We start from the raw sequence: 25,524 nt of genomic DNA on the forward strand, positions 1-25,524 counted from the left end.
TAATTGAGATTAAGCAAATTTTATTTTAGCCGTCCGGCGGGTGATGCTGCCAACTTACTGATTTAGTGTATGATGGTGTTTTTGAGGTGCTCCAGTGGCTTCTGTTTCTATCAGCTGTCCCTCCTGTTCAGCTACTGACGGGGTGGTGCGTAACGGCAAAAGCACTGCCGGACATCAGCGCTATCTCTGCTCTCACTGCCGTAAAACATGGCAACTGCAGTTCACTTACACCGCTTCTCAACCCGGTACGCACCAGAAAATCATTGATATGGCCATGAATGGCGTTGGATGCCGGGCAACTGCACGCATTATGGGCGTTGGCCTCAACACGATTTTACGTCACTTAAAAAACTCAGGCCGCAGTCGGTAACCTCGCGCATACAGCCGGGCAGTGACGTCATCGTCTGCGCGGAAATGGACGAACAGTGGGGCTATGTCGGGGCTAAATCGCGCCAGCGCTGGCTGTTTTACGCGTATGACAGTCTCCGGAAGACGGTTGTTGCGCACGTATTCGGTGAACGCACTATGGCGACGCTGGGGCGTCTTATGAGCCTGCTGTCACCCTTTGACGTGGTGATATGGATGACGGATGGCTGGCCGCTGTATGAATCCCGCCTGAAGGGAAAGCTGCACGTAATCAGCAAGCGATATACGCAGCGAATTGAGCGGCATAACCTGAATCTGAGGCAGCACCTGGCACGGCTGGGACGGAAGTCGCTGTCGTTCTCAAAATCGGTGGAGCTGCATGACAAAGTCATCGGGCATTATCTGAACATAAAACACTATCAATAAGTTGGAGTCATTACCCGTCCGGCGGTCTTAAATATCGCTGGCTTTATTTTATTAACCCCGTATAGTGCAGCGCAGTATTTTCAGTAAGGAATTTGTTTGTCCCGTAAAATGACAGGAATTGTCAAAACCTTTGATCGCAAAAGCGGCAAAGGATTCATTATCCCCTCCGACGGTCGTAAAGAAGTTCAGGTCCATATTTCCGCATTCACTCCCCGCGACGCAGAAGTGCTTATACCAGGATTACGTGTGGAATTTTGCCGCGTAAATGGCCTGCGAGGACCAACAGCGGCAAATGTTTATCTCTCTTAATATGACGCTGCTTGTTTAAAGCTGACTGGTTTTATTGGAATAGTGCAATAGTCAACATCATACATTATAACATCAGTTACTTTTCCACAAAGAAACTAATCCATTTAAGCGAATATCTCTGCACCTAATAGTTATAAATGCCATTTAACAGCCAGTTATAGTACCACTTGAAACTATATTACCAACAATAATTAATAGCTTTCGTAACAATTTCCTTATCTTTAATTTGTATTTTGCTAAGATTTATCTTATGCTCACAAGTCGTATTTCCAGAGGGGATCGTTAATAATCTTATATTTCCCTCTGCGCACCTTTCCTACCCGCAGTATCAGTATATAGTGCAAGCGGTATGAGGAAAGGGAGATTTCACAAGGATGTTATACTCAAAGTAGACAATCCTGATCTCAAGCGTACGTATTGTCCATGCGATGAATAAAGGAAAAGTTATGAAACACAAGCTTTCTGCAATCCTTATGGCCTTCATGTTGACGACGCCAGCTGCGTTTGCTGCCTCTGAAGCAACAAACGGGACCGAGGCAACGACGGGTACTACTGGCACCACAACGACCACTACCGGCGCAACCACGACTGCTACTACCACTGGTGGCGTGGCTGCTGGCGCTGTCGGCACGGCGACAGTTGTCGGTGTGGCAACGGCTGTTGGTGTGGCGACGTTGGCAGTTGTTGCAGCAAATGACAGTGGCGATGGCGGTTCTCATAACACCTCAACCACCACGTCCACTACACGCTAATACTGCTTTAACGCGTCGAAATTAAAGTTAAATGATACCCGGTTGCGATATTCGTACCGGGCTTTAGAGATTTGCATTTTTTTAATTAACCTTTCAAGGATTAAAGGTGCGCCCTCTTATTTTATCGATTTTCGCACTATTTCTTGCGGGATGTACGCACAGCCAGCAAAGTATGGTCGATACATTTCGCGCCAGCCTTTTCGATAATCAGGATATCACCGTAGCGGATCAGCAGATCCAGGCGTTGCCTTATTCCACGATGTATTTACGCCTTAATGAAGGGCAACGAATCTTTGTGGTACTGGGATATATAGAACAAGAACAAAGCAAATGGTTATCCCAGGATAACGCCATGCTGGTTACCCACAATGGACGTCTTTTAAAAACCGTCAAACTTAATAATAATCTGCTGGAAGTGACAAATTCCGGGCAGGACCCTCTGCGTAACGCGCTGGCAATAAAAGATGGCAGCCGCTGGACGCGCGATATTCTCTGGAGTGAAGACAACCATTTTCGCTCTGCGACCCTGAGTTCTACTTTTTCCTTTGCTGGATTAGAGACGCTGAATATTGCGGGTCGCAATGTGCTGTGTAATGTCTGGCAGGAAGAGGTGACTTCCACGCGGCCAGAAAAAACAGTGGCAAAACACATTCTGGGTCGATTCGGCTACTGGCCAGGTTCGTCAAAGTCGGCAAATGTTAGGCGCAGGGGTTATTCCCGTAGAAATGACGTTTCTTAAACCCGCACCATGAATAAATTACAGTCGTATTTCATTGCCAGCGTACTTTACGTAATGACACCCCATGCCTTTGCGCAAGGAACGGTGACTATTTATCTGCCTGGCGAACAACAGACACTTTCCGTTGGCCCCATGGAAAATGTTGTCCAGTTGGTGACACAACCGCAACTGCGCGATCGCCTCTGGTGGCCTGGTGCCTTGCTGACCGACTCTGCGGCGAAAGCTAAAGCGCTTAAAGACTACCAACATGTCATGGCACAGCTTGCTTCCTGGGAAGCAGAAGCTGACGACGATGTGGCGGCAACGATTAAATCCGTGCGCCAGCAGTTACTCAATCTCAATATCACTGGTCGCTTACCGGTCAAACTGGACCCTGATTTTGTACGAGTGGATGAGAACAGCAATCCCCCGTTGGTCGGGGACTATACGCTCTATACCGTACAGCGTCCGGTGACTATTACTCTGCTGGGTGCGGTTTCTGGGGCCGGGCAATTGCCCTGGCAGGCAGGCCGTAGCGTTACCGATTATCTGCAAGATCACCCCCGCCTTGCAGGCGCGGACAAGAATAACGTTATGGTGATTACGCCTGAGGGTGAGACTGTCGTCGCCCCTGTTGCCCTGTGGAATAAAAGACATGTGGAACCACCGCCTGGCAGCCAGCTTTGGTTGGGCTTTTCTGCGCATGTACTGCCCGAAAAATATGCTGATTTAAATGACCAGATTGTGTCTGTTTTAACGCAACGTGTTCCTGACTGATGAAGAAGAATTCTTATCTTTTAAGCTGCCTGGCCATTGCCGTCTCCAGTGCCTGTCATGCTGAAGTATTAACCTACCCGGATCCGCTGGGTTCGTCGCAATCAGACTTTGGCGGCACAGGATTGTTGCAGATGCCAAATGCGCGCATCGCACCGGAAGGTGAATTCAGCGTCAACTACCGGGATAACGATCAATACCGGTTCTACTCCACCTCCGTGGCGCTGTTCCCATGGCTGGAAGGCACCATTCGTTATACGGATGTGCGCACACGCAAATATAGCCAGTGGGAAGATTTCAGCGGCGATCAGTCATACAAAGACAAATCATTCGATTTTAAACTTCGCCTGTGGGAAGAAGGTTACTGGCTACCGCAAGTGGCGTTTGGTAAACGTGATATTGCTGGTACGGGTCTGTTTGACGGTGAGTATCTGGTGGCCAGCAAGCAAGCGGGGCCATTTGATTTCACCCTCGGGATGGCATGGGGCTACGCCGGTAATGCGGGCAATATTACCAACCCGTTTTGCCGGGTGAGCGATAAATATTGTCATCGCGCAGAGTCTCACGATGCGGGCGATATCAGCTTTAGCGATATCTTTCGTGGCCCGGCTTCCATCTTTGGCGGCATTGAGTATCAAACGCCGTGGAATCCCCTGCGTCTGAAACTCGAATACGATGGCAACAATTACCAGAATGATTTCGCTGGCAAACTGCCTCAGGCAAGCCATTTCAACGTCGGCGCAGTTTATCGCGCTGCCAGCTGGGCAGATCTCAACCTGAGTTATGAACGCGGTAACACGTTGATGTTTGGCTTCACGTTACGGACCAATTTCAACGATCTGCGCCCTGCCCTGCGCGATACGCCAAAACCGGCATATCAACCTGCGCCTGAATCTGAAGGATTGCAGTACACCACAGTAGCGAACCAACTTACCGCGCTGAAGTACAACGCAGGTTTTGAAGCACCGGAAATTCAGCTGCGCGATAAGACGCTGTATATGTCTGGTCAACAATACAAATACCGTGATTCTCGCGAAGCGGTCGATCGTGCCAACCGGATTCTGGTGAATAACCTGCCGCAAGGCGTTGAGAAGATTAGCGTGACGCAAAAGCGCGAGCATATGGCGATGGTGACTACCGAAACCGACGTAGCCAGCCTGCGCAAACAGCTGGCTGGTACAGCGCCTGGTCAATCAGAGCAACTTCAACAACAACGTGTTGAAGCAGAAGATCTTTCTGCCTTTGGTCGGGGCTACCGTATTCGTGAAGATCGCTTTAGCTACTCTTTCAACCCAACACTTTCACAGTCGCTGGGCGGCCCGGAAGATTTCTATATGTTCCAGCTGGGGCTGATGTCCAGTGCCCGCTACTGGTTTACCGACCACCTGCTGCTTGATGGCGGTATTTTCACCAATATTTACAACAACTACGACAAGTTTAAGTCTTCGCAGTTGCCCGCGGACTCTACCCTGCCCCGCGTGCGCACGCATATCCGTGATTACGTTCGCAATGACGTTTATCTCAACAACTTGCAGGCGAACTACTTTGCCGACTTAGGCAATGGTTTCTATGGCCAGGTGTATGGCGGTTATCTGGAAACGATGTACGCCGGTGTCGGTTCCGAGCTGCTTTATCGCCCGCTAGATGCCAGCTGGGCGCTGGGTGTGGACGTTAACTACGTGAAGCAACGTGACTGGGACAACATGATGCGCTTCACCGATTATTCCACGCCAACTGGTTTCGTGACGGCTTACTGGAACCCGCCGACGCTCAATGGCGTACTGATGAAACTTAGCGTTGGGCAATATCTGGCAAAAGATAAAGGGGCAACGATCGACGTCGCCAAACGCTTTGACAGCGGCGTGGCGGTAGGGGTATGGGCGGCAATCAGTAACGTATCTAAAGATGACTACGGCGAAGGCGGCTTTAGTAAAGGTTTTTATATCTCGATTCCGTTCGACTTGATGACCATTGGACCTAACCGCAACCGCGCGGTGGTTTCGTGGACACCATTGACGCGTGATGGTGGACAAATGCTGTCACGCAAATACCAGCTCTATCCAATGACGGCAGAGCGAGAAGTACCGGTTGGACAATAACCTGACGTAATTCATAACATTACATTGACTGATAAATATAAACCAATGAAAAAGAACATTTTTAAGTTTTCGGTACTGACATTGGCTGTTCTGTCTTTGACAGCATGTACCCTTGTTCCTGGTCAGAATTTATCGACCAGTAACAAGGATGTCATTGAACTACCTGACAATCAGTATGACCTGGACAAAATGGTCAATATCTATCCCGTCACGCCAGGATTGATTGATCAGTTGCGCGCCAAACCGATTATGTCGCAGGCTAACCCGGAGCTGGAGCAGCAAATCGCAAACTATGAATATCGTATCGGGATTGGTGATGTGTTGATGGTTACGGTCTGGGATCACCCGGAACTAACCACCCCCGCAGGGCAATACCGTAGCGCCAGTGATACCGGCAACTGGGTTAACGCCGATGGTGCGATTTTCTACCCCTATATTGGTCGCCTGAAAGTGGCCGGGAAAACACTTACCCAGGTACGCAACGAGATTACAGCGCGTCTCGATTCAGTCATTGAAAGCCCGCAAGTCGATGTCAGCGTCGCGGCGTTCCGATCGCAAAAAGCGTACGTCACCGGCGAAGTCAGCAAATCGGGTCAGCAGCCGATTACCAATATTCCTCTGACCATCATGGATGCGATTAACGCCGCGGGCGGTCTGACCGCAGATGCAGACTGGCGCAACGTGGTGCTCACCCAGAATGGCGTAAAGACCAAAGTGAACCTCTATGCGCTGATGCAGCGTGGCGACTTGCGCCAGAACAAACTGCTGCACCCGGGCGATATTTTATTTATTCCGCGCAACGATGATCTGAAAGTCTTCGTGATGGGTGAAGTGGGTAAACAGAGCACGCTGAAAATGGACCGCAGCGGTATGACCCTGGCGGAAGCGCTGGGTAACGCTGAGGGTATGAATCAGGATGTCGCTGATGCGACGGGGATTTTTGTTATTCGTGCAACGCAAAACAAGCAGAATGGCAAAATCGCCAATATTTATCAGCTGAATGCGAAGGACGCATCGGCAATGATACTCGGAACGGAATTCCAGCTTGAACCTTACGACATTGTTTATGTCACTACCGCGCCGCTGGCTCGTTGGAACCGTGTGATTTCTCTGCTGGTACCGACGATTTCCGGGGTGCATGACCTGACAGAGACTTCACGGTGGATTCAAACATGGCCCAACTAAAATTTAACTCAATCCTGGTGGTTTGTACCGGCAACATTTGCCGTTCGCCCATTGGCGAGCGCTTGCTGCGTAAACGTCTGCCGGGCGTAAAAGTCAAATCGGCAGGTGTTCATGGTCTGATAAAACACCCTGCAGATGCGACAGCGGCAGATGTTGCCGCTAATCATGGCGTATCTCTTGAAGGACATGCCGGACGTAAGCTCACTGCTGAGATGGCACGAAATTACGATCTGATTCTGGCAATGGAGTCGGAACATATTGCTCAGGTTACCGCAATTGCTCCCGAGGTCCGCGGGAAGACAATGCTGTTTGGGCAATGGCTGGAACAGAAAGAGATCCCGGATCCCTATCGTAAAAGTCAGGACGCATTTGAACATGTCTACGGTATGTTGGAGCGCGCCAGTCAGGAATGGGCGAAGCGCCTCAGCCGATAATTTGAGTTTATAAAATACGATGACAACTAAAAATATGAATACGCCACCAGGCAGCACTCAGGAAAATGAGATCGATCTGCTTCGTCTGGTCGGCGAGTTATGGGATCACCGTAAGTTTATTATCAGCGTGACCGCGTTATTCACGCTGATCGCTGTCGCTTACTCGCTGTTAAGCACACCAATTTATCAGGCAGATACTCTGGTCCAGGTTGAGCAAAAACAGGGCAACGCCATTCTCAGCGGCCTGAGCGATATGATCCCTAACTCATCGCCCGAGTCTGCACCGGAGATCCAACTGCTGCAATCGCGCATGATTCTCGGTAAAACCATTGCTGAACTGAATCTGCGCGACATAGTTGAGCAGAAGTATTTTCCGATTGTGGGTCGCGGCTGGGCGAGATTAACCAAAGAAAAACCAGGTGAGCTGGCGATCAGCTGGATGCATATTCCACAACTGAATGGTCAGGATCAGCAACTGACACTCACGGTTGGGGAAAACGGCCACTATACACTGGAAGGTGAAGAGTTCACCGTCAATGGTATGGTCGGCCAGCGTCTGGAAAAAGATGGCGTTGCGCTGACTATCGCGGACATTAAGGCCAAACCAGGAACACAGTTTGTCCTGAGCCAGCGTACCGAACTGGAAGCGATTAACGCATTGCAGGAAACCTTTACCGTTAGCGAACGCAGTAAAGAAAGCGGGATGCTGGAACTTACCATGACTGGTGATGATCCCCAGTTGATTACTCGTATTCTGAACAGCATCGCTAACAACTATTTGCAACAGAATATCGCTCGCCAGGCGGCGCAGGATTCACAAAGCCTTGAATTCTTACAGCGCCAGTTACCTGAAGTGCGCAGCGAGCTGGACCAGGCGGAAGAAAAACTCAACGTTTATCGCCAGCAGCGCGATTCGGTTGACCTTAACCTGGAAGCCAAAGCCGTTCTTGAGCAGATTGTGAACGTTGATAATCAACTCAATGAGCTGACCTTCCGCGAGGCAGAGATCTCCCAGCTGTATAAGAAAGATCACCCAACTTATCGTGCGCTGCTGGAAAAACGCCAGACGCTGGAGCAAGAACGCAAACGCCTGAATAAGCGGGTATCGGCAATGCCTTCCACCCAACAGGAAGTGTTGCGTTTAAGTCGTGACGTAGAAGCGGGCCGTGCGGTATATCTGCAATTACTTAACCGCCAGCAGGAGTTGAGTATTTCGAAATCCAGTGCCATTGGTAACGTGCGGATTATCGACCCGGCAGTCACTCAGCCGCAGCCAGTGAAACCGAAAAAAGCGTTGAATGTGGTGCTTGGTTTTATTCTTGGCCTGTTTATTTCTGTGGGTGCCGTGCTGGCGCGTGCGATGTTGCGTCGTGGTGTAGAAGCCCCGGAACAACTGGAAGAGCACGGCATCAGCGTTTATGCCACTATCCCAATGTCCGAGTGGCTGGATAAACGCACCCGTCTGCGTAAGAAAAATTTATTTTCTAATCAGCAGCGCCATCGTACTAAAAATATCCCCTTCCTGGCGGTGGATAACCCGGCGGATTCTGCTGTGGAAGCCGTACGTGCGCTACGAACCAGTCTGCATTTCGCTATGATGGAGACGGAGAATAACATTCTGATGATCACCGGTGCGACGCCAGACAGTGGTAAAACGTTTGTCAGTTCAACTCTGGCAGCGGTGATCGCCCAGTCCGATCAAAAAGTGTTATTTATTGATGCCGACTTACGCCGTGGTTATTCGCATAACCTGTTTACCGTGAGTAATGAACATGGCTTGTCGGAATATCTGGCAGGTAAAGATGAGCTCAACAAAGTGATCCAGCATTTTGGCAAAGGAGGCTTTGATGTGATTACTCGCGGTCAGGTGCCACCTAACCCGTCTGAACTGCTGATGCGCGATCGGATGCGTCAATTACTGGAATGGGCGAACGACCATTACGATCTGGTGATTGTCGATACGCCGCCGATGCTGGCGGTGAGTGATGCCGCGGTCGTGGGGCGTTCTGTTGGCACCAGCCTGCTGGTTGCGCGTTTTGGCTTGAACACCGCCAAAGAGGTGAGTTTGTCAATGCAGCGTCTGGAACAGGCAGGCGTCAATATTAAAGGCGCTATCCTCAATGGTGTGATTAAACGCGCCAGCACCGCTTACAGTTACGGCTATAACTATTACGGTTATAGTTACTCCGAGAAAGAGTAAAACTGAAAGTGGCCGGATGCGGCGTGAACGCCTTTTCCGGTCTACGCATTAGACAGTTCTTCGTTTGTCATCAGCCTCAGAGCATTCAGGTAACTGAATGCTCTTTTTTATGCATTACAAACTGCACGCCGGTATGCGTGCTTCATTCACGATTTGCGTAAAACCTGCCAACGAACACATGCCCTGCGCATTTCGCTCTTCACATCCTGCCAGGGTCAGTTTCACCTCTCCGGGCGGCGTATTTAATGACAGCGGCGTTTTATCACGCATCTGCTGTAAAGTCTGGAAGACCAGCGAAACCTGAATCCACTGGCTGTTATCGCTTAGCCGACGCCAGCGTTCAAACACCAGTTCACCACCTGGCGGCGTGTTATCCGGCTGACCGGGAAGCGTCCAGTTGAGCTCCAGTGCGCCGCCGAGATTTGCCAGATTAGTATCGTGTCCGGCGATAAACAGCACTGAAGTGGGTAATGTCACACCATACGCCTGTTTTTGCGGTGGATGGGGCGTCAACGCTGTCTTGATCAAATCTAATAACGGGGTGGCGCGGCTGCGGGCAACCTCTGGCGTGCGTTGTAGCAAATAAAATTGCGCGTTATGCAAACTTAGCAAGGTGTTCCACTGGTGTGAATCGGTGATCCTTCCCCACCCCGGCTCCGGCATTCCCTGTGCTTGTTGCAGGAGAAATATCTCCGTCAGCATTGATGCGAGGCTTACCGCACCGGTTAATGAGACATTGTCGGCGCTCACCTTGAGTTCCGATGGTAATGCCTGCGTTAATGAACAGCTTTCGTCCTGTTTCTCACGTTTAAGGCACAAGTTTGATTGCGGAAAATTAAGCACCCGTTCCAGTTCGCGAAACGCCGTTTGCCGATGCCCGGTAAAGTCAGCAATTGACCCTCCTGCCCTGCTGAGGATCGCGTCAGTCACGTTCGCGTTATCCAGTTGGCAAACGCCAGTTTTTAGAGGATTAAATAACGGATCGGGACTGGACGTATCAGCCTGGGTATGTACGGTTATTGCACAGTCAGGTGCCAGCCCGGCGGCGAAGGCTTCGCCTGTTTTACGGGTACGCTCGTCGACATCAGCAATAATCGCGACCTGACCAGACTGCGGGCAGCCCTTTTTCGCCAGCAATCCGTCGGCTACCAGACGCTGGCGTTGGTAATGTCCGAGATAGGCGATTAGCTCACCACCGCGCGGTGTCAGCCAACCCAGTTTTACCGGCCAGGTTGGCCATGCGTCTGGGGTGACATCCTGCATCAGTTGCGTGGCCTTGGTTGGAGCACGCACACCATGACGACTGACAATCACCACACTTTCCAGCTTCAGCTCCGGCTCACTCTGAGCGAATGCAGATTGCGGGGTTAACGGAATCAGAAGAGATAAAAATGGGATTAAGATCGCTTTCATCGATATGTTTCCGCTTTTCATATCTGACATTATTGATTGCCTGATGCGATGCTAATGCGCCGCATCAGGCCTACGTTCGTTAACTTTTCAGACGCGGGTCCAGCCATACCAACACAAGGGTGGAGAGCGAACACATCAACAAAATGCCGACGAACCAAAGTAAATACCACATTGTTCCTGCTCCTTAGTACAACTCGTTTTCGTTACGGCGGAGAGTTTCTGTTGTCATGCGTCCCCACATTTTGTAGTAGCTCCAGAGAGTGTAGAGCAACACAATGGGCAAAAATATCAGCACGATTACCAACATAATGCTCAGCGTCAGCTGACTGGAAGTGCTGTCCCACAACGTCAGGCTGGAGATTGGACTCACGCTTGACGGCATGACAAAGGGGAACAGCGTGATGCCTGCCGTGAAAATCACGCCAAATTGCATCAATGACGCCATTAAAAATCCCCAACCCGGGCGACCACGATAAATCGCCATCACCGTCAGCAATGGGCAGAAGAACCCCAGCAGCGGGAAGATCCACAAAACGGGCGATTCGACGAAATTATTCATCCAGGCACCAGGTAGCACTGCCACCAGTTTCATTAACGGATTGGAAGGACCGTTAGCATCCTGGGCGAGCAGTACAAAGCCATCAATACCGACCCACAGCCAGTAACCCGCCAGCAAAAAGCACAGCATCACCAACAGTGCAGCGCGTTTGGTGGCCAGCTGTGAACGCAGATGAATCACACCAACAGTTTTCAGTTGTAACCAGACGCCACCTTGCAAAATCACCATCCCAAGGCTGAGCAATCCGCACAATAAAGGGAATGGCGTCAGCAGTTGCCAGAAGCTACCGAGATACTCCACGCGTAATTGCGGTGTGAAGGCAAACGGCACGCCGAGCAACAAGTTGCCGAAGGCGATACCGAAGACTACCGGCGGCACCAGACTGCCGATGACCAGACCGGCGTCCCACATTTTACGCCAGCGTGCATCGGCGATTTTTCCGCGATAATCAAAGGCCAGCGGGCGGAAGAACAGTGAGCACAGCACCAGGATCATCGCCACATAAAAGCCGGAAAACGCCGCTGCATACACTCTGGGCCAGGCGGCAAATAATGCCCCACCAGCGAGGATCAACCAGACCTGGTTGCCTTCCCAGTGTGCACCAACGCTGTTTATCACTATCCGGCGTTCATCATCATTACGCGCCACCAGCGGCAGCAGACAGCCGATCCCCATGTCAAATCCGTCGGAGATCATAAAGACCACCAGGATCACGCCAATCAGCAGCCACCAGATGAAGCGCAATGTTTCATAATCAAACATGATTTTCCCCTTTACCCCTGTTGCTGCGTCGGTTGTTCACTCTGCATCGCGCTCGGCCCCAGACGGGCATATTTCTGCATCAGGTAGACTTCGGCGATTAAGAACAGGGTGTAAAGCCCTACGATCATGATCAGTGAGAAAGCCAGTTGTCCTGTGGTTAAAGCGGAGTGCGCGGAGTATGTCGGTAAGATGTCCTGTATCGCCCACGGCTGACGACCAAACTCGGTCATAAACCACCCGGCTTCAATCGCAATCCACGGCAACGGCAAACTCCAGAGCGCCATTTTCAGCACCCAGCGATGCTGGTCGATTTTGCCACGCAGCGTCTGGACAAGCGCAATCAGCATCACCAGTAGCGGCAGGGAACCACAGCCCACCATGATGCGGAAACTCCAGAATACCGGCGCAACCTGAGGTATCGCGCCACGCATCGCCGCCTGGTACTGTGCGGCTGTGACATGATTCATATCCGGCGCATAGCGGGAGAGCAACATGCCGTAGCCCAGGTCACCTTCCAGTTCCCGGAATGCCTGCAACACATGCGGCTCACGATTGCCTTGCGATATTTCCTGCATTAACAGCCAGGCCATACGTCCGCGTTGCAAGCGTGGGTAGGTTTCAGCCATCAAATTTTTCAGACCCGGCACGGTTTTATCTAATGAGTGAGTGGCGAGGATCCCTAACAGCGCGGGAATTTTGATGGCAAAGGCGTTACGCTCTTGATCCTGTTCCGGCCAGGCAACCACATGGAACGGTGCAGGAGCAGGTTCCGTTTGCCACTCCCCTTCCATCGCCGCCAGTTTTACCGGTTGTACTTGCGCGACTTCATACGCAGAACTGTCTCCGAGTTGTAGCGTGCCGATAATCGCCAGAGTACCGAAGACGGAACCGATGGCAAACGAGCGTAATGCAACATCGCGCTCCCGTCCGCGCAGTAAATACCAGGCGCTGATCGCCATAATAAACATGGCCCCGGTCACGTAGCCCGCCATTACGGTGTGCACAAATTTCACCTGGCTGACCGGGTTAAAGACCAGCTCGCTGAAGCTGGTCATCTCCATACGTAGGGTGTCGATATCAAAATGCGCACCGGTCGGGTATTGCATCCAACCGTTGGCATTCAATATCCACAATGCAGAGAGATTTGAACCGAACGCCACCAGCCACGTCACCAGCAGGTGCTGGTATTTATTCAGCCGCTGCCAGCCGAAGAAGAAAAGCCCGACAAAGGTGGATTCGAGGAAGAAGGCCATTAATGCTTCCATCGCCAGCGGTGCGCCAAAAATATCGCCCACATAGTTGGAATAGAATGACCAGTTAGTACCAAACTGAAACTCCATGGTCAGGCCGGTAGCCACGCCAAGAGCAAAGTTGATACCGAAGAGCTTACCCCAGAAGCGCGTCATATCGCGGTAGATTGTTTTGCCGGTGACCACGTAAATGGTTTCCATGATAGCCAGCAAAAAAATCAGCCCCAGGGTAAGGGGTACAAATAAAAAGTGATACAGCGCGGTCAGAGCAAACTGCCAGCGCGATAAATCAATGACATCCCACATGCGCACTCCTGTAGGCGAAGAGAGAAAAATAACCCGATAATGTTAGATCTCCCTCTTTATCCTGAAACTCTACGACCAGAGGTATTCGCCGATTGCGATATTCATAAGACTGAAAGCGATACTTACCGTCTTTTTACGTCGGTGCAGCTTCCGCCAGCCACTGACATACCTCGCTAAGCCGCTGCGCAGAGTCGACCAAATCTTCTGGCGCTGCCAGCACCACTTCCGGTATTGGGCAGATTTCATAACTTTCCAGTAAAGGACCTTTTAAGGTGTCCGTACAGCGTAAATGCCAGACATGGCGTAACCCCGTGGCGTTGATATAGCTCTCGCCATAGCCAATGGTACGAATCTGAATATTTCCCGGCCCACAGAGACGTGAGAGAAAAAGCCGATCAGCCTCGCTGATGGGTAATTGCGTCAGATTAATGCTGTGCGGCTGCGCGTCGGGGTTACGTACATGCGCCAGTAACTCATGCGCCAACGGTAGGCCATTCATCAGGCCATCAATGGGCGGCGGTAACAGCGAATCTGTCGGCAAGAGATTTTGCGTGGCCGCCTGCCACAACGCCAGCGGCGCGCAGCCGGCCTCCAGTTTGTCCTCCAGCAACTTTTCGCCGCGACGTTTGCGCACCCGCCATAATCCGCAGAAGATCGCCTCCTGTATTTCACTTTCGCTGTCGTCAGCCTGCTGAATGCGCACTGACACTTCCCCTTCCCCGAGAAGCGTATTGATAAAGTGACGATCGTCGGCGTTGAGATTTAACAGATCGACTGCCAGCACCTCGCCCAACGGCGGCTGGCGTTGACTTAGTTGATGTTGTAACTCGTTTAACAGCGCAATCACCTGCGGGCTGTGAGCACATTGCTCCAGGGCCGCCATACTCGGTTCATCATTCACCTGACAGCTGATCGGCAGTGGATTCATGCTGAAACTGTCATCGTTCGGTTGCGTTCCTGGCCCCAGCAGATGGAAAAAAGTTTCGCTCATGAGGCACGCTCCTGTTGTGGTTCGACAAGCCCACGCATCAGGTTTATCAGTTCCGCTCACGGGTGAATACCATTCAGCACACCGCGATAGTTTCCGCCGGTAAACACTAATGTGGCGGGAAAGCGAAAGACGCCAAAGCGATCTCCGATGGCTTCGCTCTGTTCAAGGTCAGCAATCGCCACCTGCCATGTGTAGCCGGGAAACTCGCGCAGTAATTCGCCAATCATTACCGGATTATCGCTGACCTCTGGCGTGCGTTTCGGGTCACTGCTTAATAACACCACGCCGTCTGGCGCTTGCGTAAGCCAGTCGTCAAGACGGAATTCACTAACCGGCGTCCAGCCGCGCGCCAGCATTCGTTGCCACAACGCATCAAATGGCGTGTCGTTGCTCATCCCTGCTCCTCCAGTGTCATCCTGTACTGGCGCAAGCGAACGCCTTCGTAATTTTCCATCGACAGACAGTCATAATTGAGACAGCGCGATTCATTAGCCGGTTGCGGCACAATTCCCCATGCAGCCAGCTGCGCCAGCGCCGCCTGTTCCGCTGCGGGCAGTTGCTCCCGTGCCAGTTCGCTCAGGCGGCCGCCGTAGTCGTCGAGCATTGCGGGTTGCAGACCGACGAGGGCAATATGTGCTGGCAGATGTCCGCGGATATCTGCCAGCGCCAGCACTTCGGAGAAACTGTTCTGGTGCAGGCTCATTTTCTTCGCGCTGAGATAAGCCGGAATACGTTCTCCGGCATAGGTTCGCAGCGTTCCAGGTTCCAGCCCGTAGTCAATGGCATCGAGAATCAACAGATGGCTGGCGCTTTCGACATACCCCAGCAAGTTCAGTCCCTGAGTACCGCCATCGACAATCTCCACATACTCGGGCCAGTGGTAATGGGCATACAACCGTTCCGCCACCCGCACGCCGAAACCTTCATCGGCCCACAGCAGGTTGCCCAGCCCCATTACCACAACGCGTTGCTCGCTCATGAACGCTCCTTGTTACTTATTTTGCCAAATTTGTGGCTACGGTAGCCGTTGACCATGGTGGAGATCACCGTGTCGTCGGACATGATGTCTTCACGCAGCGCCATATAGACATGACCGATCACAAACGCGCCAATCAGCCACATCCCCAGCCGATGCCAGCTGTGAATGTCCATTGAGTTGCCTCCCGTCCAGTAGAAAAATTCCACCACATAACGGAACGGCGCAAAAATAGCGTACTGGCTGTGTTCGCTGTACAGCGCAAAGCCGGTGATGATCATAAAGACCGACATCAGGAAATAGCCGAACATCGCCGCCTGGGCGATGGGGTTATGGCCTATATCGGCACTCGGACGTTTTGCCAGAACAGATACCAGCGGATTTCATACCACACGCCCTGCCACCAGCTTTTACGCCATACCGGCACGATAAACAGCTCGCGGGAGTATCGATTGCCAACAAAAGCCCAGTAGATCCGCATCAGCAAGACCACGGTAAAAACCATCCCGGCGCTGAAGTGAATTAACCTGATGTAGCCCATATAGAACAGATACGTCGCCTCGCCGCTGACGGAAGGTAGCGGCTTGCCGATAAAGTATCCGGTGACCATCAACACCGCCATGCATAACACCGTCAGCCAGTGCCAGATGCGGACTGGCGCTTCAAAGACATAGTGGCTGACAACGTTGTCGCTTTTCTGTTGCATGATGATTCTCCTTCGCTGTTAACGCACCTGCACGGAGATCAGCTCGCTACCGTCGTCGCCCAGCACGTGTGTTGAACAGGCGAGGCACGGGTCAAAGCTGTGCAGAGTACGCAGGATCTCCAGCGGTTGCTCGGGGATCGCCATTTTGGTGTTCATCAGCGCCGCTTCATAAGCGCCAATCTGCCCTTTGGGATCGCGCGGGCTGGCGTTCCAGGTGGTCGGCACCACGCACTGGTAGAGATCAATCTTGCCATCGCGAATGGCGGCCCAGTGGCCTAACGCCCCGCGCGGCGCTTCGGTAAAGCCGACGCCACGGCACTCTGTCGGCCAGGTTGCAGGTTCCCATTTTTCCGTGGAGGCGGTGGCAAGATTGCCGTTTTTCAGGTTAGTCATCAGCTTGTTGAAGAAATATTGCAACTTACCTGCGGCCCACTGTGCTTCGTGCGCGCGGCACAAAATGCGGCCCAACGTTGACTGGATACCGGAAAGCGGCAGGTTCAGCGCCGACATCATGCGATCGACCGACTCAACGGTCGCAGCATCGCCTTTGTGATAAGCGATTAACGTGCGTGCCAGCGGCCCCACTTCCATCGCGTTACCGCGCCAGCGCGGCGCTTTGATCCACGAGTAGCGTTCCTGTTCATTCAGCTGCTGAATGTTGGTATCGCTGCCTTTGACATCGCCGGGGTTGTACCACGGGTCGGTAATGCCATCGAATGGATGACGCCCGACCTGATCGTTGGGATAACGATACCAGGCGTGGTCGACAAACTCCTGCACCTGCTGCGGATCAACCAAATCCACTGGCAGCACATTGTTGAAGTCGCCGTTAATCACCGCGCCGCCAGGCATCAGCAGACTTTTCTCACCAAAGTCGTTGGCAATATCCGGGAACGCACCGTAGCTGAGGACACATTTATCAGAAAGACCCGTGCCGATTTCGCTCCACGGTTTGTTGAACTGACCGATGGCTAAGGCGTCGGGGATCATCACGTTGTTAATGAAGTCCGCCGTGCGGGTGATAATCGACTGCACCAGGTTCAGGCGTTCCATATTGACCGCCCCGACCGCGCCGCTTTCGTCAATGTTAATGGCGCAAGGCATCCCGCCGACAATCCAGTTTGGATGCGGGTTTTTACCGCCAAAGACCGCGTGGATTTTGACAATTTCACGCTGGAAATCGAGAGCTTCGAGATAGTGGGCAAAGCCCATCAGGTTAGCTTCTGGCGGCAGTTTGTACTGCGGGTGCCCCCAGTAGCCATTGCGGAAGATCCCCAACTGCCCGCCTTCAACAAATTTTTTCAGGCGGTTTTGTACGTCGAAGAAATAGCCAGGGGATGATTTCGGCCAAGAGGAGAGACTTTGCGCCAGTTCGGAGGTTTTCCGCGGGTCGGCTTTCAGCGCATCTAACACATCGATCCAGTCCATCCCGGCAAGCTGATAGAAGTGCACCAGATGATCGTGGCACCAGAGCGTTGCCAGCATAATGTTGCGGATGATATTGGCGTTGTCCGGCACTTTAATACCGATAGCATCTTCGATGGCGTAAACCGAAGCCAGGGCGTGTACGCCAGTACAGACGCCGCAGATACGTTCAACGAACGCCCACGCATCGCGCGGGTCGCGCCCTTGTAGGATGATCTCCAGCCCGCGAAACATGGTGCCGCAGGAGACGGCATTGGTGATCACATTCTGATCGTTAATATTCACTTCGCAGCGCATGTGGCCTTCGATGCGCGTAATCGGGTCGACCACCAGGCGGCGTCCGGCATTATTGATGGTGTATCCCTGAGTTTCGTACTGAGTGCTCATGCCTGTTTATCCTCATTGCCTGGCTGATGTTCGGTTTCTGTAGGTTGCTGGTTATGACGTCTGCGCTGGTCAACGGCGCTGGCGACTGCGTGCACACCAACAGCCGCTGCCACCACACCAAGCGCGGTTAAACCGACGGTATCGGCGGTGGAATGAGTACCCATTTGCGGAATATCGACCACGCGGCTGTAGAACGAACCGCAATCCCAGAAACCATTTTCCGCACAGCCCAGGCAGCCGTGACCAGACTGGATTGGGAAAGAAACGCCATCATTCCAGCGTGTGGAGGAACAGGCGTTATAGGTGGTAGGCCCTTTGCAGCCCATTTTGTACAGGCAGTAACCTTTGCGGGCAGCGTCATCATCCCAACTCTGGACGAACTCTCCGGCGTCGAAGTGGGCGCGGCGATAGCATTTATCGTGGATTCGCTGACCATAGAACATCAGCGGACGGCCCATTCTGTCGACATCTGGCAAGCGATCAAAGGTCACCATGTAAGTAATGATGGCGCTCATCACATCCGGGATCGGCGGGCAGCCAGGTACTTTGATAATGGGTTTGTCGGTGATGACTTTGTCGATAGGCGTTGCCTGCGTCGGATTGGGCCACGCGGCCTGCACGCAGCCCCAGGACGCGCAGGTTCCCCAGGCGATAATCGCGCTGGCTCCGGCAGCGGCACGTTTGAGTTTCTCAATAAACGGTCGACCGCTGCTGATACAGAACATCCCCTGCTCGCCCAGCGGCGGATTACCTTCTACTGCGAGGATATATTTGCCATTGTATTGCGTGATGATGTCTTCGAAGACTTCTTCCGCCTGGGTTCCGGCGGCAGCCATCAAAGTATCGTCATAATCGAGGGAAATCAGGGAAAGGATGACGTCCTTCGCCAGTGGGTGAGCGGAGCGGATAAAAGATTCGGTACAGCAGGTGCATTCCAGACCGTGGATCCATACCACCGGAATGCGGGGTTTGTTCTCCAGCGCCCAGGCAATCTTTGGTGCCATTCCCGCGCCTAATCCCAGCGACGTGGCAGCCAGACTACAATATTTGAGAAAGCTGCGCCGGGTAACGCCCTGACGCCGCATGGCCTGGTAAAATGTTTCCTCGTTATTCATATCGCACGTCTCTTCTCCTTGCGACACCGGCAGGACACCGGGCGCTTATGGTCGGCAAGCGACGTCCCTGTAGCAAGGCAAACCATCGCTTCACGTGAGATGCTGAAAACGAAAGCTCATCCTTCTGCACTGGCGCACGTCGCCAGAAAGTATTGTTAATAAAGCGTAGTGAAACTTTTGGGTAATGACTCCAACTTATTGATAGTGTTTTATGTTCAGATAATGCCCGATGACTTTGTCATGCAGCTCCACCGATTTTGAGAACGACAGCGACTTCCGTCCCAGCCGTGCCAGGTGCTGCCTCAGATTCAGGTTATGCCGCTCAATTCGCTGCGTATATCGCTTGCTGATTACGTGCAGCTTTCCCTTCAGGCGGGATTCATACAGCGGCCAGCCATCCGTCATCCATATCACCACGTCAAAGGGTGACAGCAGGCTCATAAGACGCCCCAGCGTCGCCATAGTGCGTTCACCGAATACGTGCGCAACAACCGTCTTCCGGAGACTGTCATACGCGTAAAACAGCCAGCGCTGGCGCGATTTAGCCCCGACATAGCCCCACTGTTCGTCCATTTCCGCGCAGACGATGACGTCACTGCCCGGCTGTATGCGCGAGGTTACCGACTGCGGCCTGAGTTTTTTAAGTGACGTAAAATCGTGTTGAGGCCAACGCCCATAATGCGTGCAGTTGCCCGGCATCCAACGCCATTCATGGCCATATCAATGATTTTCTGGTGCGTACCGGGTTGAGAAGCGGTGTAAGTGAACTGCAGTTGCCATGTTTTACGGCAGTGAGAGCAGAGATAGCGCTGATGTCCGGCAGTGCTTTTGCCGTTACGCACCACCCCGTCAGTAGCTGAACAGGAGGGACAGCTGATAGAAACAGAAGCCACTGGAGCACCTCAAAAACACCATCATACACTAAATCAGTAAGTTGGCAGCATCACCAACTTTTGCACAAAACAATACAAACTGTGTGGATTTATCTTTTAGCGATAAAAATGGACCTATTTTTCTTTTTGCCGGGCGGTGGGGATGTTTAGCCGGTTGCTAAACGAGTAAAAGAGAAGGAATTCATGGTGATGAAATGATCAATCTGCTGTTATTTCACGCTATCAATGCACTTTTGGCTGTTTTTCAGGCAAACAAACAAATTAGGGGTTTACACGCCGCATCGGGATGTTTATAGTGCGCGTCATTCCGGAAGTGTGGCCGAGCGGTTGAAGGCACCGGTCTTGAAAACCGGCGACCCGAAAGGGTTCCAGAGTTCGAATCTCTGCGCTTCCGCCAAATAAGATAAGGGGTTAGCTAAATGCTAACCCCTTTTTCTTTTGCCTGTCGAAATTCTCAGGGCGTTATATTTGCTTAATGACCTGATAATCCGCTGTTAAACCTGTTCCAGATCAAATGCGTAAAGATGGGTAAAACTTCTGGGTGCCCTTACGCATTATCATTATGCTGCTTAATTAATTACATCTGTCATAGAGAGTGACTCAATGGATCGTATTGTTAGTTCTTCACATGACCGTACATCACTGCTTAGCACCCATAAGGTGCTGCGTAATACCTATTTTCTGCTGAGCCTGACGCTGGCCTTTTCGGCGATTACCGCAACTGCCAGTACGGTGCTGATGCTGCCATCTCCGGGTCTGATTCTGACGCTGGTGGGTATGTATGGTTTGATGTTCCTGACCTATAAAACGGCGAATAAGCCGACCGGGATTATCTCCGCATTCGCCTTTACCGGTTTTCTGGGTTATATCCTCGGACCTATTCTGAACACCTATCTGTCTGCCGGAATGGGTGACGTAATCGCTATGGCACTGGGCGGAACGGCGTTAGTGTTCTTCTGCTGCTCTGCATATGTGCTGACCACCCGCAAAGATATGTCGTTCCTCGGCGGTATGCTGATGGCGGGTATTGTGGTGGTGCTGATTGGTATGGTTGCTAATATCTTCCTGCAGCTGCCTGCTCTGCATCTGGCGATCAGCGCGGTCTTCATTCTGATCTCCTCTGGCGCTATTTTGTTTGAAACCAGCAACATCGTTCATGGCGGTGAAACGAACTATATTCGTGCCACGGTTAGCCTGTATGTTTCGCTGTACAACATCTTCGTCAGCCTGCTGAGCATTCTGGGCTTCGCCAGCCGCGATTAATCTCACCCGCTAACACTTTCATAGCCTCGCTTTATGCGGGGCTTTGTTTTTTGTTACACTGCCGCCAGTCTGATTAAGGTAGTAATAATTATGCTGATCTTCGAAGGTAAAGAGATAGAAACGGATACCGAAGGCTATCTCAAAGAAAGCAGCCAGTGGAGTGAGCCGCTGGCAGTGGTGATTGCAGAGAACGAAGGGATTTCGCTGTCACCGGAACACTGGGAAGTGGTGCGTTTTGTGCGTGATTTCTATCTGGAATTCAATACTTCTCCGGCGATTCGTATGCTGGTAAAAGCGATGGCGAATAAATTTGGCGAAGAAAAAGGTAACAGCCGCTATTTATACCGACTGTTTCCGAAAGGTCCGGCTAAGCAAGCCACCAAAATTGCTGGCCTGCCAAAACCGGTAAAATGTATTTAACGGATACGAAAATCGGTTAATTCCCCCGAGGGATGATGCGGCTCGCTGAGCACCCGTTCTACACGCGCAGAACGCGGGCCGCCACTCTTTAACCACTGCATTAATTTTTCCACCTGCCCTTCTTCACCGCAGGCAACCACTTCCACGCTGCCATCGTCAAGATTTTTGGCGTACCCGGTTAAACCCAGTCTTTTCGCTTCGTACTGTGTGGTGTAGCGAAATCCTACGCCCTGAACTCGCCCGTAAACCCAGGCAATTATGCAGACTTTCGACATTGCTGCTCTCCTTATCCTTAATGGACGCGTTGCAAATCCATGGAAAACTCCGGACAATGACGCCCATTTCTTTGCATCGACAGAAAAGTAAATTATGAGTGTACGTTTAGTGTTAGCCAAAGGGCGCGAAAAATCATTACTTCGTCGCCATCCGTGGGTCTTTTCCGGGGCCGTTGCCCGCATGGAAGGTAAAGCCAGCCTCGGTGAAACCATCGATATTGTTGATCATCAGGGAAAATGGTTAGCACGCGGCGCTTATTCGCCAGCTTCGCAAATCCGGGCGCGCGTCTGGACGTTTGACCCGTCTGAGTCTATCGACATTGCTTTTTTTTCCCGCCGTTTGCAACAAGCACAAAAATGGCGTGACTGACTGGCGCAAAAAGATGGCCTCGACAGCTATCGTTTAATCGCCGGAGAATCTGATGGCCTGCCGGGTATTACTATCGATCGTTTCGGTAATTTTCTGGTGCTGCAACTGCTGAGTGCTGGGGCAGAATATCAGCGCGCGGCATTAATTAGTGCCCTGCAAACGCTGTACCCGGAATGTGCGATTTACGATCGCAGCGATGTTGCGGTACGTAAAAAAGAAGGGATGGAGCTGACCCAGGGCCTCGTCACCGGCGAGTTGCCGCCTGCCCTGCTGCCGATTGAAGAACACGGCATGAAGCTGCTGGTGGATATTCAGCACGGACACAAAACGGGCTACTACCTGGACCAGCGAGACAGCCGCCTGGCTACCCGCCGCTACGTTGAAAATAAACGTGTGCTGAACTGTTTCTCCTATACCGGTGGTTTCGCCGTATCGGCACTGATGGGCGGTTGCAGCCAGGTTGTCAGCGTTGATACCTCCTAGGAAGCGCTGGATATTGCACGGCAGAACGTTGAGCTGAACAAACTGGATCTGAGCAAGGCTGAGTTTGTCCGTGATGATGTCTTTAAATTGCTGCGTACTTATCGCGATCGCGGTGAAAAATTTGACGTTATCGTGATGGACCCGCCGAAGTTTGTTGAGAATAAAAGCCAGTTGATGGGCGCGTGTCGTGGCTATAAAGATATCAACATGCTGGCGATTCAGTTGCTGAATGAAGGCGGTATTCTCCTGACTTTCTCCTGTTCCGGTCTGATGACCAGCGATTTATTTCAGAAAATCATCGCGGATGCCGCAATTGATGCCGGCCGTGATGTACAATTTATAGAGCAGTTCCGTCAGGCAGCCGATCATCCGGTGATCGCTACCTATCCGGAAGGGCTATATCTGAAAGGGTTTGCCTGTCGCGTCATGTAACTTGAAATGTGGAATTTTACCCTTATATCAAAGGTAAAGATTTCCCGGGAGGTGACTATGATTGCCAGCAAATTCGGTATCGGCCAGCAGGTCCGCCATTCCCTGTTAGGTTATCTCGGAGTGGTCGTGGATATCGACCCGGTTTATTCGCTCTCTGAACCGTCGCCTGATGAGCTGGCGGTAAATGACGAGCTTCGCGCCGCTCCGTGGTATCACGTAGTGATGGAGGACGATAACGGCCTACCGGTTCATACCTACCTGGCTGAAGCCCAGCTAAGTAGCGAATTGCAGGATGAACATCCTGAACAGCCATCCATGGATGAGCTGGCGCAGACCATCCGCAAACAACTCCAGGCCCCGCGTCTGCGTAACTGATCCCTGAACGAATCCCCGGAAGGTTTTTGCCTTCCGGGGATTTTTTATTTGGCCAGGCCCAGGCGAGGGATCTCAATAGCCGGGCAGCGATCCATCACCACATTCAACCCGGCATCCCGTGCCAGTACTGCCGCTTGCTCATTAATCACCCCCAGTTGCATCCAGAGGGTTTTCGCGCCAATGGCAATAGCTTCCTGTGCCACGCCCCACGCCGCTTCTGAATTACGGAAAACATCGACCATATCGACCTTTTCCGGAACGTCTGCCAGCGTGCCATACCCCTGCTGGCCCAGCAGCGTTTTGCCGGCAACTTTTGGCGAAACCGGAATGACGTGATACCCCTGGTCGAGTAGATATTTCATCACGCGATAGCTGGGACGATCGGGTTTGTCGCTTGCCCCCACCAGCGCAATGGTGTGAGTGGACGTTAAAATGCCTGCAATATCGGTTTCTTTCATTATTTCCTCCAGACTGTTTAACAAAGTGTACGACAAAGCCGACATGCCAACCATGCAGCTAATACGAATGAATGAGAGCAAAAGCGGGAAATATGTCTATATGTTAGTAAGTATGATTAAAGAAAAATTTTGACACATTATTATTCGGGCGGTCTTTTGACAGGAGCTACCTATGAAAACCGGCATCGTGACCACCTTAATTGCATTATGTTTGCCGGTATCCGTTTTTGCCACCACGCTGCGGCTTTCAACCGATGTCGATCTTCTGGTACTCGACGGCAAGAAGGTTTCCAGCTCTCTGCTGCGCGGTGCGGACAGCATTGAACTGGATAATGGACCGCATCAGTTAGTGTTTCGCGTTGAGAAGACGATTCATCTTTCCAATAGTGAAGAACGGCTGTATATCTCCCCACCGCTGGTGGTCAGTTTTAATACCCAGCTCATCAACCAGGTCAATTTTCGCCTGCCTCGCCTGGAGAATGAGCGGGAAGCTAACCATTTTGATGCCGCGCCGCGCCTTGAATTGTTGGATGGCGATGCGACGCCGATTCCGGTAAAGCTGGATATTCTCGCCATTACCTCAACGGCAAAAACGATTGATTATGAGGTCGAGGTTGAACGCTATAACAAATCCGCGAAACGCGCTTCACTACCGCAATTTGCCACGATGATGGCAGATGACAGTACGCTGCTTTCGGGTGTTTCCGAGCTGGATGCTATTCCACCGCAGTCTCAGGTGCTCACAGAACAACGGCTGAAGTATTGGTTTAAACTGGCTGACCCACAAACGCGAAATACTTTCCTGCAGTGGGCGGAAAAACAACCATCTTCCTGAGATTTTTGTGCCTGTGCGCAGGCTTTTTCGGTCTTTATCTTGCAGCGATAAGTGCTTACAGTAATCTGTAGGAAAGTTAACTACGGATGTACATTATGGAACTGACGACTCGCACTTTACCTGCGCGGAAACATATTGCGCTGGTGGCACACGATCACTGCAAACAAATGCTGATGAGCTGGGTGGAACGGCATCAACCGTTACTGGAACAACACGTACTGTATGCAACAGGCACTACCGGTAACTTAATTTCCCGCGCGACCGGCATGAACGTCAACGCGATGTTGAGTGGCCCAATGGGGGGTGACCAGCAGGTTGGCGCATTGATCTCAGAAGGGAAAATTGATGTATTGATTTTCTTCTGGGATCCACTAAATGCCGTGCCGCACGATCCTGACGTGAAAGCCTTGCTGCGTCTGGCGACGGTATGGAACATTCCGGTCGCCACCAACGTGGCAACGGCAGACTTCATAATCCAGTCGCCGCATTTCAACGACGCGGTCGATATTCTAATCCCCGATTATCAGCGTTATCTCGCGGACCGTCTGAAGTAATATTGCACAGGTG

General features: G+C 51.9%; 25 protein-coding genes, 1 tRNA gene and 3 pseudogenes. 16 read left to right on the forward strand and 13 right to left on the reverse strand.

The window, feature by feature from the left end; genetic code table 11:
- The first annotated feature begins 94 nt into the window (after positions 1-94).
- From C1P89_RS10430 to etk, 9 genes and pseudogenes are all read left to right on the forward strand, one after another.
- Positions 95-792 (forward strand): IS1-like element IS1A family transposase gene (locus C1P89_RS10430; RefSeq protein ID WP_094096600.1). Its coding sequence is split into 2 segments (ribosomal slippage): positions 95-344 and positions 344-792, totalling 699 coding nucleotides; the frame shifts between segments, so codons are not numbered across the junction.
- 96 nt (positions 793-888) lie between these two features.
- Positions 889-1,101 carry a cold shock-like protein CspH gene (gene cspH, locus C1P89_RS10435; protein WP_000087763.1) on the forward strand — a complete coding sequence of 71 codons (213 nt, stop codon included), beginning with the start codon at positions 889-891 and terminating at the stop codon, positions 1,099-1,101.
- 446 nt (positions 1,102-1,547) lie between these two features.
- Entirely contained in the window at positions 1,548-1,853 is a 306-nt protein-coding gene (locus C1P89_RS10440) for a hypothetical protein (RefSeq protein ID WP_005141976.1), read from the forward strand.
- Between the two features lie 106 nt (positions 1,854-1,959).
- Positions 1,960-2,605 (forward strand): annotated as a pseudogene (gene gfcB / locus C1P89_RS10445) (lipoprotein GfcB).
- On the forward strand, positions 2,602-3,348 hold the full coding sequence (locus C1P89_RS10450) for a capsule biosynthesis GfcC family protein (RefSeq protein WP_001038062.1): 747 nt from the start codon (positions 2,602-2,604) through the stop codon (positions 3,346-3,348). The pseudogene gfcB and the gene C1P89_RS10450 overlap by 4 nt, the downstream one beginning before the upstream one ends.
- Positions 3,348-5,444 (forward strand): YjbH domain-containing protein, encoded by a 2,097-nt coding sequence (locus C1P89_RS10455; protein WP_000742350.1) that lies wholly within the window; start codon positions 3,348-3,350, stop codon positions 5,442-5,444. Before C1P89_RS10450 ends, C1P89_RS10455 begins: the two co-directional genes overlap by 1 nt.
- A 45-nt stretch (positions 5,445-5,489) precedes the next feature.
- A complete protein-coding gene (locus C1P89_RS10460; RefSeq protein ID WP_001295357.1) occupies positions 5,490-6,629 on the forward strand; it encodes a polysaccharide export protein in 1,140 nt (379 codons plus the stop codon).
- The gene (gene etp, locus C1P89_RS10465; RefSeq protein WP_000057865.1) at positions 6,617-7,063 is read left to right on the forward strand and encodes a protein-tyrosine-phosphatase Etp; all 447 of its coding nucleotides are present in this window, start codon (positions 6,617-6,619) and stop codon (positions 7,061-7,063) included. Before C1P89_RS10460 ends, etp begins: the two co-directional genes overlap by 13 nt.
- Before the next feature lie 19 nt (positions 7,064-7,082).
- Positions 7,083-9,263, forward strand: a complete 2,181-nt coding sequence (etk, locus tag C1P89_RS10470; protein ID WP_000208650.1) for a tyrosine-protein kinase — start codon at positions 7,083-7,085, stop codon at positions 9,261-9,263.
- A 114-nt stretch (positions 9,264-9,377) separates the two neighbouring features.
- On the opposite strand, the gene appA is transcribed toward etk, so the two are convergent.
- The 11 genes and pseudogenes from appA to C1P89_RS10525 form a co-directional block, all read right to left on the reverse strand.
- The gene (gene appA / locus C1P89_RS10475; protein ID WP_001300464.1) at positions 9,378-10,676 is read right to left on the reverse strand and encodes a bifunctional acid phosphatase/4-phytase; all 1,299 of its coding nucleotides are present in this window, start codon (positions 10,674-10,676) and stop codon (positions 9,378-9,380) included.
- A 79-nt stretch (positions 10,677-10,755) separates the two neighbouring features.
- Positions 10,756-10,848 (reverse strand): cytochrome bd-II oxidase subunit CbdX, encoded by a 93-nt coding sequence (gene cbdX / locus C1P89_RS10480; RefSeq protein WP_000270305.1) that lies wholly within the window; start codon positions 10,846-10,848, stop codon positions 10,756-10,758.
- 12 nt (positions 10,849-10,860) lie between these two features.
- The gene (gene appB, locus C1P89_RS10485; RefSeq protein ID WP_000460803.1) at positions 10,861-11,997 is read right to left on the reverse strand and encodes a cytochrome d ubiquinol oxidase subunit II; all 1,137 of its coding nucleotides are present in this window, start codon (positions 11,995-11,997) and stop codon (positions 10,861-10,863) included.
- A gap of 11 nt (positions 11,998-12,008) precedes the next feature.
- A complete protein-coding gene (appC, locus tag C1P89_RS10490) occupies positions 12,009-13,553 on the reverse strand; it encodes a cytochrome bd-II oxidase subunit 1 (protein ID WP_000263570.1) in 1,545 nt (514 codons plus the stop codon).
- Positions 13,554-13,686: 133 nt separating this feature from the next.
- The gene (locus C1P89_RS10495) at positions 13,687-14,544 is read right to left on the reverse strand and encodes a hydrogenase expression/formation protein (protein ID WP_000004883.1); all 858 of its coding nucleotides are present in this window, start codon (positions 14,542-14,544) and stop codon (positions 13,687-13,689) included.
- A 56-nt stretch (positions 14,545-14,600) separates the two neighbouring features.
- The gene (gene hyaE, locus C1P89_RS10500; RefSeq protein WP_000063970.1) at positions 14,601-14,939 is read right to left on the reverse strand and encodes a hydrogenase-1 operon protein HyaE; all 339 of its coding nucleotides are present in this window, start codon (positions 14,937-14,939) and stop codon (positions 14,601-14,603) included.
- Complete coding sequence (gene hyaD, locus C1P89_RS10505; RefSeq protein ID WP_000003661.1) at positions 14,936-15,523, reverse strand: hydrogenase 1 maturation protease; 588 nt, start codon at positions 15,521-15,523, stop codon at positions 14,936-14,938. Before hyaD ends, hyaE begins: the two co-directional genes overlap by 4 nt.
- Positions 15,520-16,226 (reverse strand): annotated as a pseudogene (gene hyaC / locus C1P89_RS10510) (Ni/Fe-hydrogenase b-type cytochrome subunit). The gene hyaD and the pseudogene hyaC overlap by 4 nt, the downstream one beginning before the upstream one ends.
- An 18-nt stretch (positions 16,227-16,244) precedes the next feature.
- Positions 16,245-18,038 (reverse strand): Ni/Fe-hydrogenase large subunit, encoded by a 1,794-nt coding sequence (gene hyaB, locus C1P89_RS10515; RefSeq protein WP_000107389.1) that lies wholly within the window; start codon positions 18,036-18,038, stop codon positions 16,245-16,247.
- Positions 18,035-19,153 carry a hydrogenase 1 small subunit gene (gene hyaA / locus C1P89_RS10520; protein WP_005139779.1) on the reverse strand — a complete coding sequence of 373 codons (1,119 nt, stop codon included), beginning with the start codon at positions 19,151-19,153 and terminating at the stop codon, positions 18,035-18,037. Before hyaA ends, hyaB begins: the two co-directional genes overlap by 4 nt.
- A gap of 195 nt (positions 19,154-19,348) precedes the next feature.
- Positions 19,349-20,046 (reverse strand): IS1-like element IS1A family transposase gene (locus tag C1P89_RS10525; RefSeq protein WP_094096600.1). Its coding sequence is split into 2 segments (ribosomal slippage): positions 19,349-19,797 and positions 19,797-20,046, totalling 699 coding nucleotides; the frame shifts between segments, so codons are not numbered across the junction.
- Between the two features lie 309 nt (positions 20,047-20,355).
- On the opposite strand from C1P89_RS10525, the gene C1P89_RS10530 reads away from it, so the two are divergent.
- From C1P89_RS10530 to tusE, 3 genes are all read left to right on the forward strand, one after another.
- Positions 20,356-20,443, forward strand: a tRNA-Ser gene (locus C1P89_RS10530).
- A 206-nt stretch (positions 20,444-20,649) separates the two neighbouring features.
- Positions 20,650-21,309, forward strand: a complete 660-nt coding sequence (gene yccA / locus C1P89_RS10535) for an FtsH protease modulator YccA (RefSeq protein ID WP_000375138.1) — start codon at positions 20,650-20,652, stop codon at positions 21,307-21,309.
- 90 nt (positions 21,310-21,399) lie between these two features.
- A complete protein-coding gene (gene tusE / locus C1P89_RS10540) occupies positions 21,400-21,729 on the forward strand; it encodes a sulfurtransferase TusE (protein WP_000904442.1) in 330 nt (109 codons plus the stop codon).
- Here the strand turns inward: tusE and yccX are convergent.
- Positions 21,726-22,004 carry an acylphosphatase gene (gene yccX / locus C1P89_RS10545; RefSeq protein WP_000048252.1) on the reverse strand — a complete coding sequence of 93 codons (279 nt, stop codon included), beginning with the start codon at positions 22,002-22,004 and terminating at the stop codon, positions 21,726-21,728. The two genes, tusE and yccX, sit on opposite strands and share 4 nt — an antisense overlap.
- Before the next feature lie 94 nt (positions 22,005-22,098).
- On the opposite strand from yccX, the pseudogene rlmI reads away from it, so the two are divergent.
- Positions 22,099-23,289: pseudogene (gene rlmI / locus C1P89_RS10550) on the forward strand (23S rRNA (cytosine(1962)-C(5))-methyltransferase RlmI).
- Between the two features lie 57 nt (positions 23,290-23,346).
- Positions 23,347-23,664: a heat shock protein HspQ gene (gene hspQ / locus C1P89_RS10555; protein WP_001295356.1), complete on the forward strand. Its 318-nt coding sequence runs from the start codon at positions 23,347-23,349 to the stop codon at positions 23,662-23,664.
- 44 nt (positions 23,665-23,708) lie between these two features.
- On the opposite strand, the gene C1P89_RS10560 is transcribed toward hspQ, so the two are convergent.
- Positions 23,709-24,122: a CoA-binding protein gene (locus tag C1P89_RS10560; protein ID WP_000665217.1), complete on the reverse strand. Its 414-nt coding sequence runs from the start codon at positions 24,120-24,122 to the stop codon at positions 23,709-23,711.
- A 172-nt stretch (positions 24,123-24,294) separates the two neighbouring features.
- On the opposite strand from C1P89_RS10560, the gene C1P89_RS10565 reads away from it, so the two are divergent.
- A complete protein-coding gene (locus tag C1P89_RS10565) occupies positions 24,295-24,957 on the forward strand; it encodes a DUF2057 family protein (RefSeq protein ID WP_000847791.1) in 663 nt (220 codons plus the stop codon).
- Between the two features lie 95 nt (positions 24,958-25,052).
- Positions 25,053-25,511: a methylglyoxal synthase gene (gene mgsA / locus C1P89_RS10570; protein WP_000424181.1), complete on the forward strand. Its 459-nt coding sequence runs from the start codon at positions 25,053-25,055 to the stop codon at positions 25,509-25,511.
- The last annotated feature ends 13 nt before the right edge of the window (positions 25,512-25,524 follow it).

It is taken from the genome of Shigella sonnei (genome assembly GCF_002950395.1).
Lineage (GTDB): Bacteria > Pseudomonadota > Gammaproteobacteria > Enterobacterales > Enterobacteriaceae > ECMA0423.

Excerpts from the sequence above, each read along its gene's own strand:
- C1P89_RS10440 (WP_005141976.1), top strand. The coding sequence starts at position 1,548 with ATGAAACACAAGCTTTCTGCAATCCTTATGGCCTTCATGTTGACGACG.
- C1P89_RS10450 (WP_001038062.1), top strand. The coding sequence starts at position 2,602 with ATGAATAAATTACAGTCGTATTTCATTGCCAGCGTACTTTACGTAATG.
- C1P89_RS10455 (WP_000742350.1), top strand. The coding sequence starts at position 3,348 with ATGAAGAAGAATTCTTATCTTTTAAGCTGCCTGGCCATTGCCGTCTCC.
- C1P89_RS10460 (WP_001295357.1), top strand. The coding sequence starts at position 5,490 with ATGAAAAAGAACATTTTTAAGTTTTCGGTACTGACATTGGCTGTTCTG.
- etp (WP_000057865.1), top strand. The coding sequence starts at position 6,617 with ATGGCCCAACTAAAATTTAACTCAATCCTGGTGGTTTGTACCGGCAAC.
- etk (WP_000208650.1), top strand. The coding sequence starts at position 7,083 with ATGACAACTAAAAATATGAATACGCCACCAGGCAGCACTCAGGAAAAT.
- appA (WP_001300464.1), bottom strand. The coding sequence starts at position 10,676 with ATGAAAGCGATCTTAATCCCATTTTTATCTCTTCTGATTCCGTTAACC.
- cbdX (WP_000270305.1), bottom strand. The coding sequence starts at position 10,848 with ATGTGGTATTTACTTTGGTTCGTCGGCATTTTGTTGATGTGTTCGCTC.
- appB (WP_000460803.1), bottom strand. The coding sequence starts at position 11,997 with ATGTTTGATTATGAAACATTGCGCTTCATCTGGTGGCTGCTGATTGGC.
- appC (WP_000263570.1), bottom strand. The coding sequence starts at position 13,553 with ATGTGGGATGTCATTGATTTATCGCGCTGGCAGTTTGCTCTGACCGCG.
- C1P89_RS10495 (WP_000004883.1), bottom strand. The coding sequence starts at position 14,544 with ATGAGCGAAACTTTTTTCCATCTGCTGGGGCCAGGAACGCAACCGAAC.
- hyaE (WP_000063970.1), bottom strand. The coding sequence starts at position 14,939 with ATGAGCAACGACACGCCATTTGATGCGTTGTGGCAACGAATGCTGGCG.
- hyaD (WP_000003661.1), bottom strand. The coding sequence starts at position 15,523 with ATGAGCGAGCAACGCGTTGTGGTAATGGGGCTGGGCAACCTGCTGTGG.
- hyaB (WP_000107389.1), bottom strand. The coding sequence starts at position 18,038 with ATGAGCACTCAGTACGAAACTCAGGGATACACCATCAATAATGCCGGA.
- hyaA (WP_005139779.1), bottom strand. The coding sequence starts at position 19,153 with ATGAATAACGAGGAAACATTTTACCAGGCCATGCGGCGTCAGGGCGTT.
- yccA (WP_000375138.1), top strand. The coding sequence starts at position 20,650 with ATGGATCGTATTGTTAGTTCTTCACATGACCGTACATCACTGCTTAGC.
- tusE (WP_000904442.1), top strand. The coding sequence starts at position 21,400 with ATGCTGATCTTCGAAGGTAAAGAGATAGAAACGGATACCGAAGGCTAT.
- yccX (WP_000048252.1), bottom strand. The coding sequence starts at position 22,004 with ATGTCGAAAGTCTGCATAATTGCCTGGGTTTACGGGCGAGTTCAGGGC.
- hspQ (WP_001295356.1), top strand. The coding sequence starts at position 23,347 with ATGATTGCCAGCAAATTCGGTATCGGCCAGCAGGTCCGCCATTCCCTG.
- C1P89_RS10560 (WP_000665217.1), bottom strand. The coding sequence starts at position 24,122 with ATGAAAGAAACCGATATTGCAGGCATTTTAACGTCCACTCACACCATT.
- C1P89_RS10565 (WP_000847791.1), top strand. The coding sequence starts at position 24,295 with ATGAAAACCGGCATCGTGACCACCTTAATTGCATTATGTTTGCCGGTA.
- mgsA (WP_000424181.1), top strand. The coding sequence starts at position 25,053 with ATGGAACTGACGACTCGCACTTTACCTGCGCGGAAACATATTGCGCTG.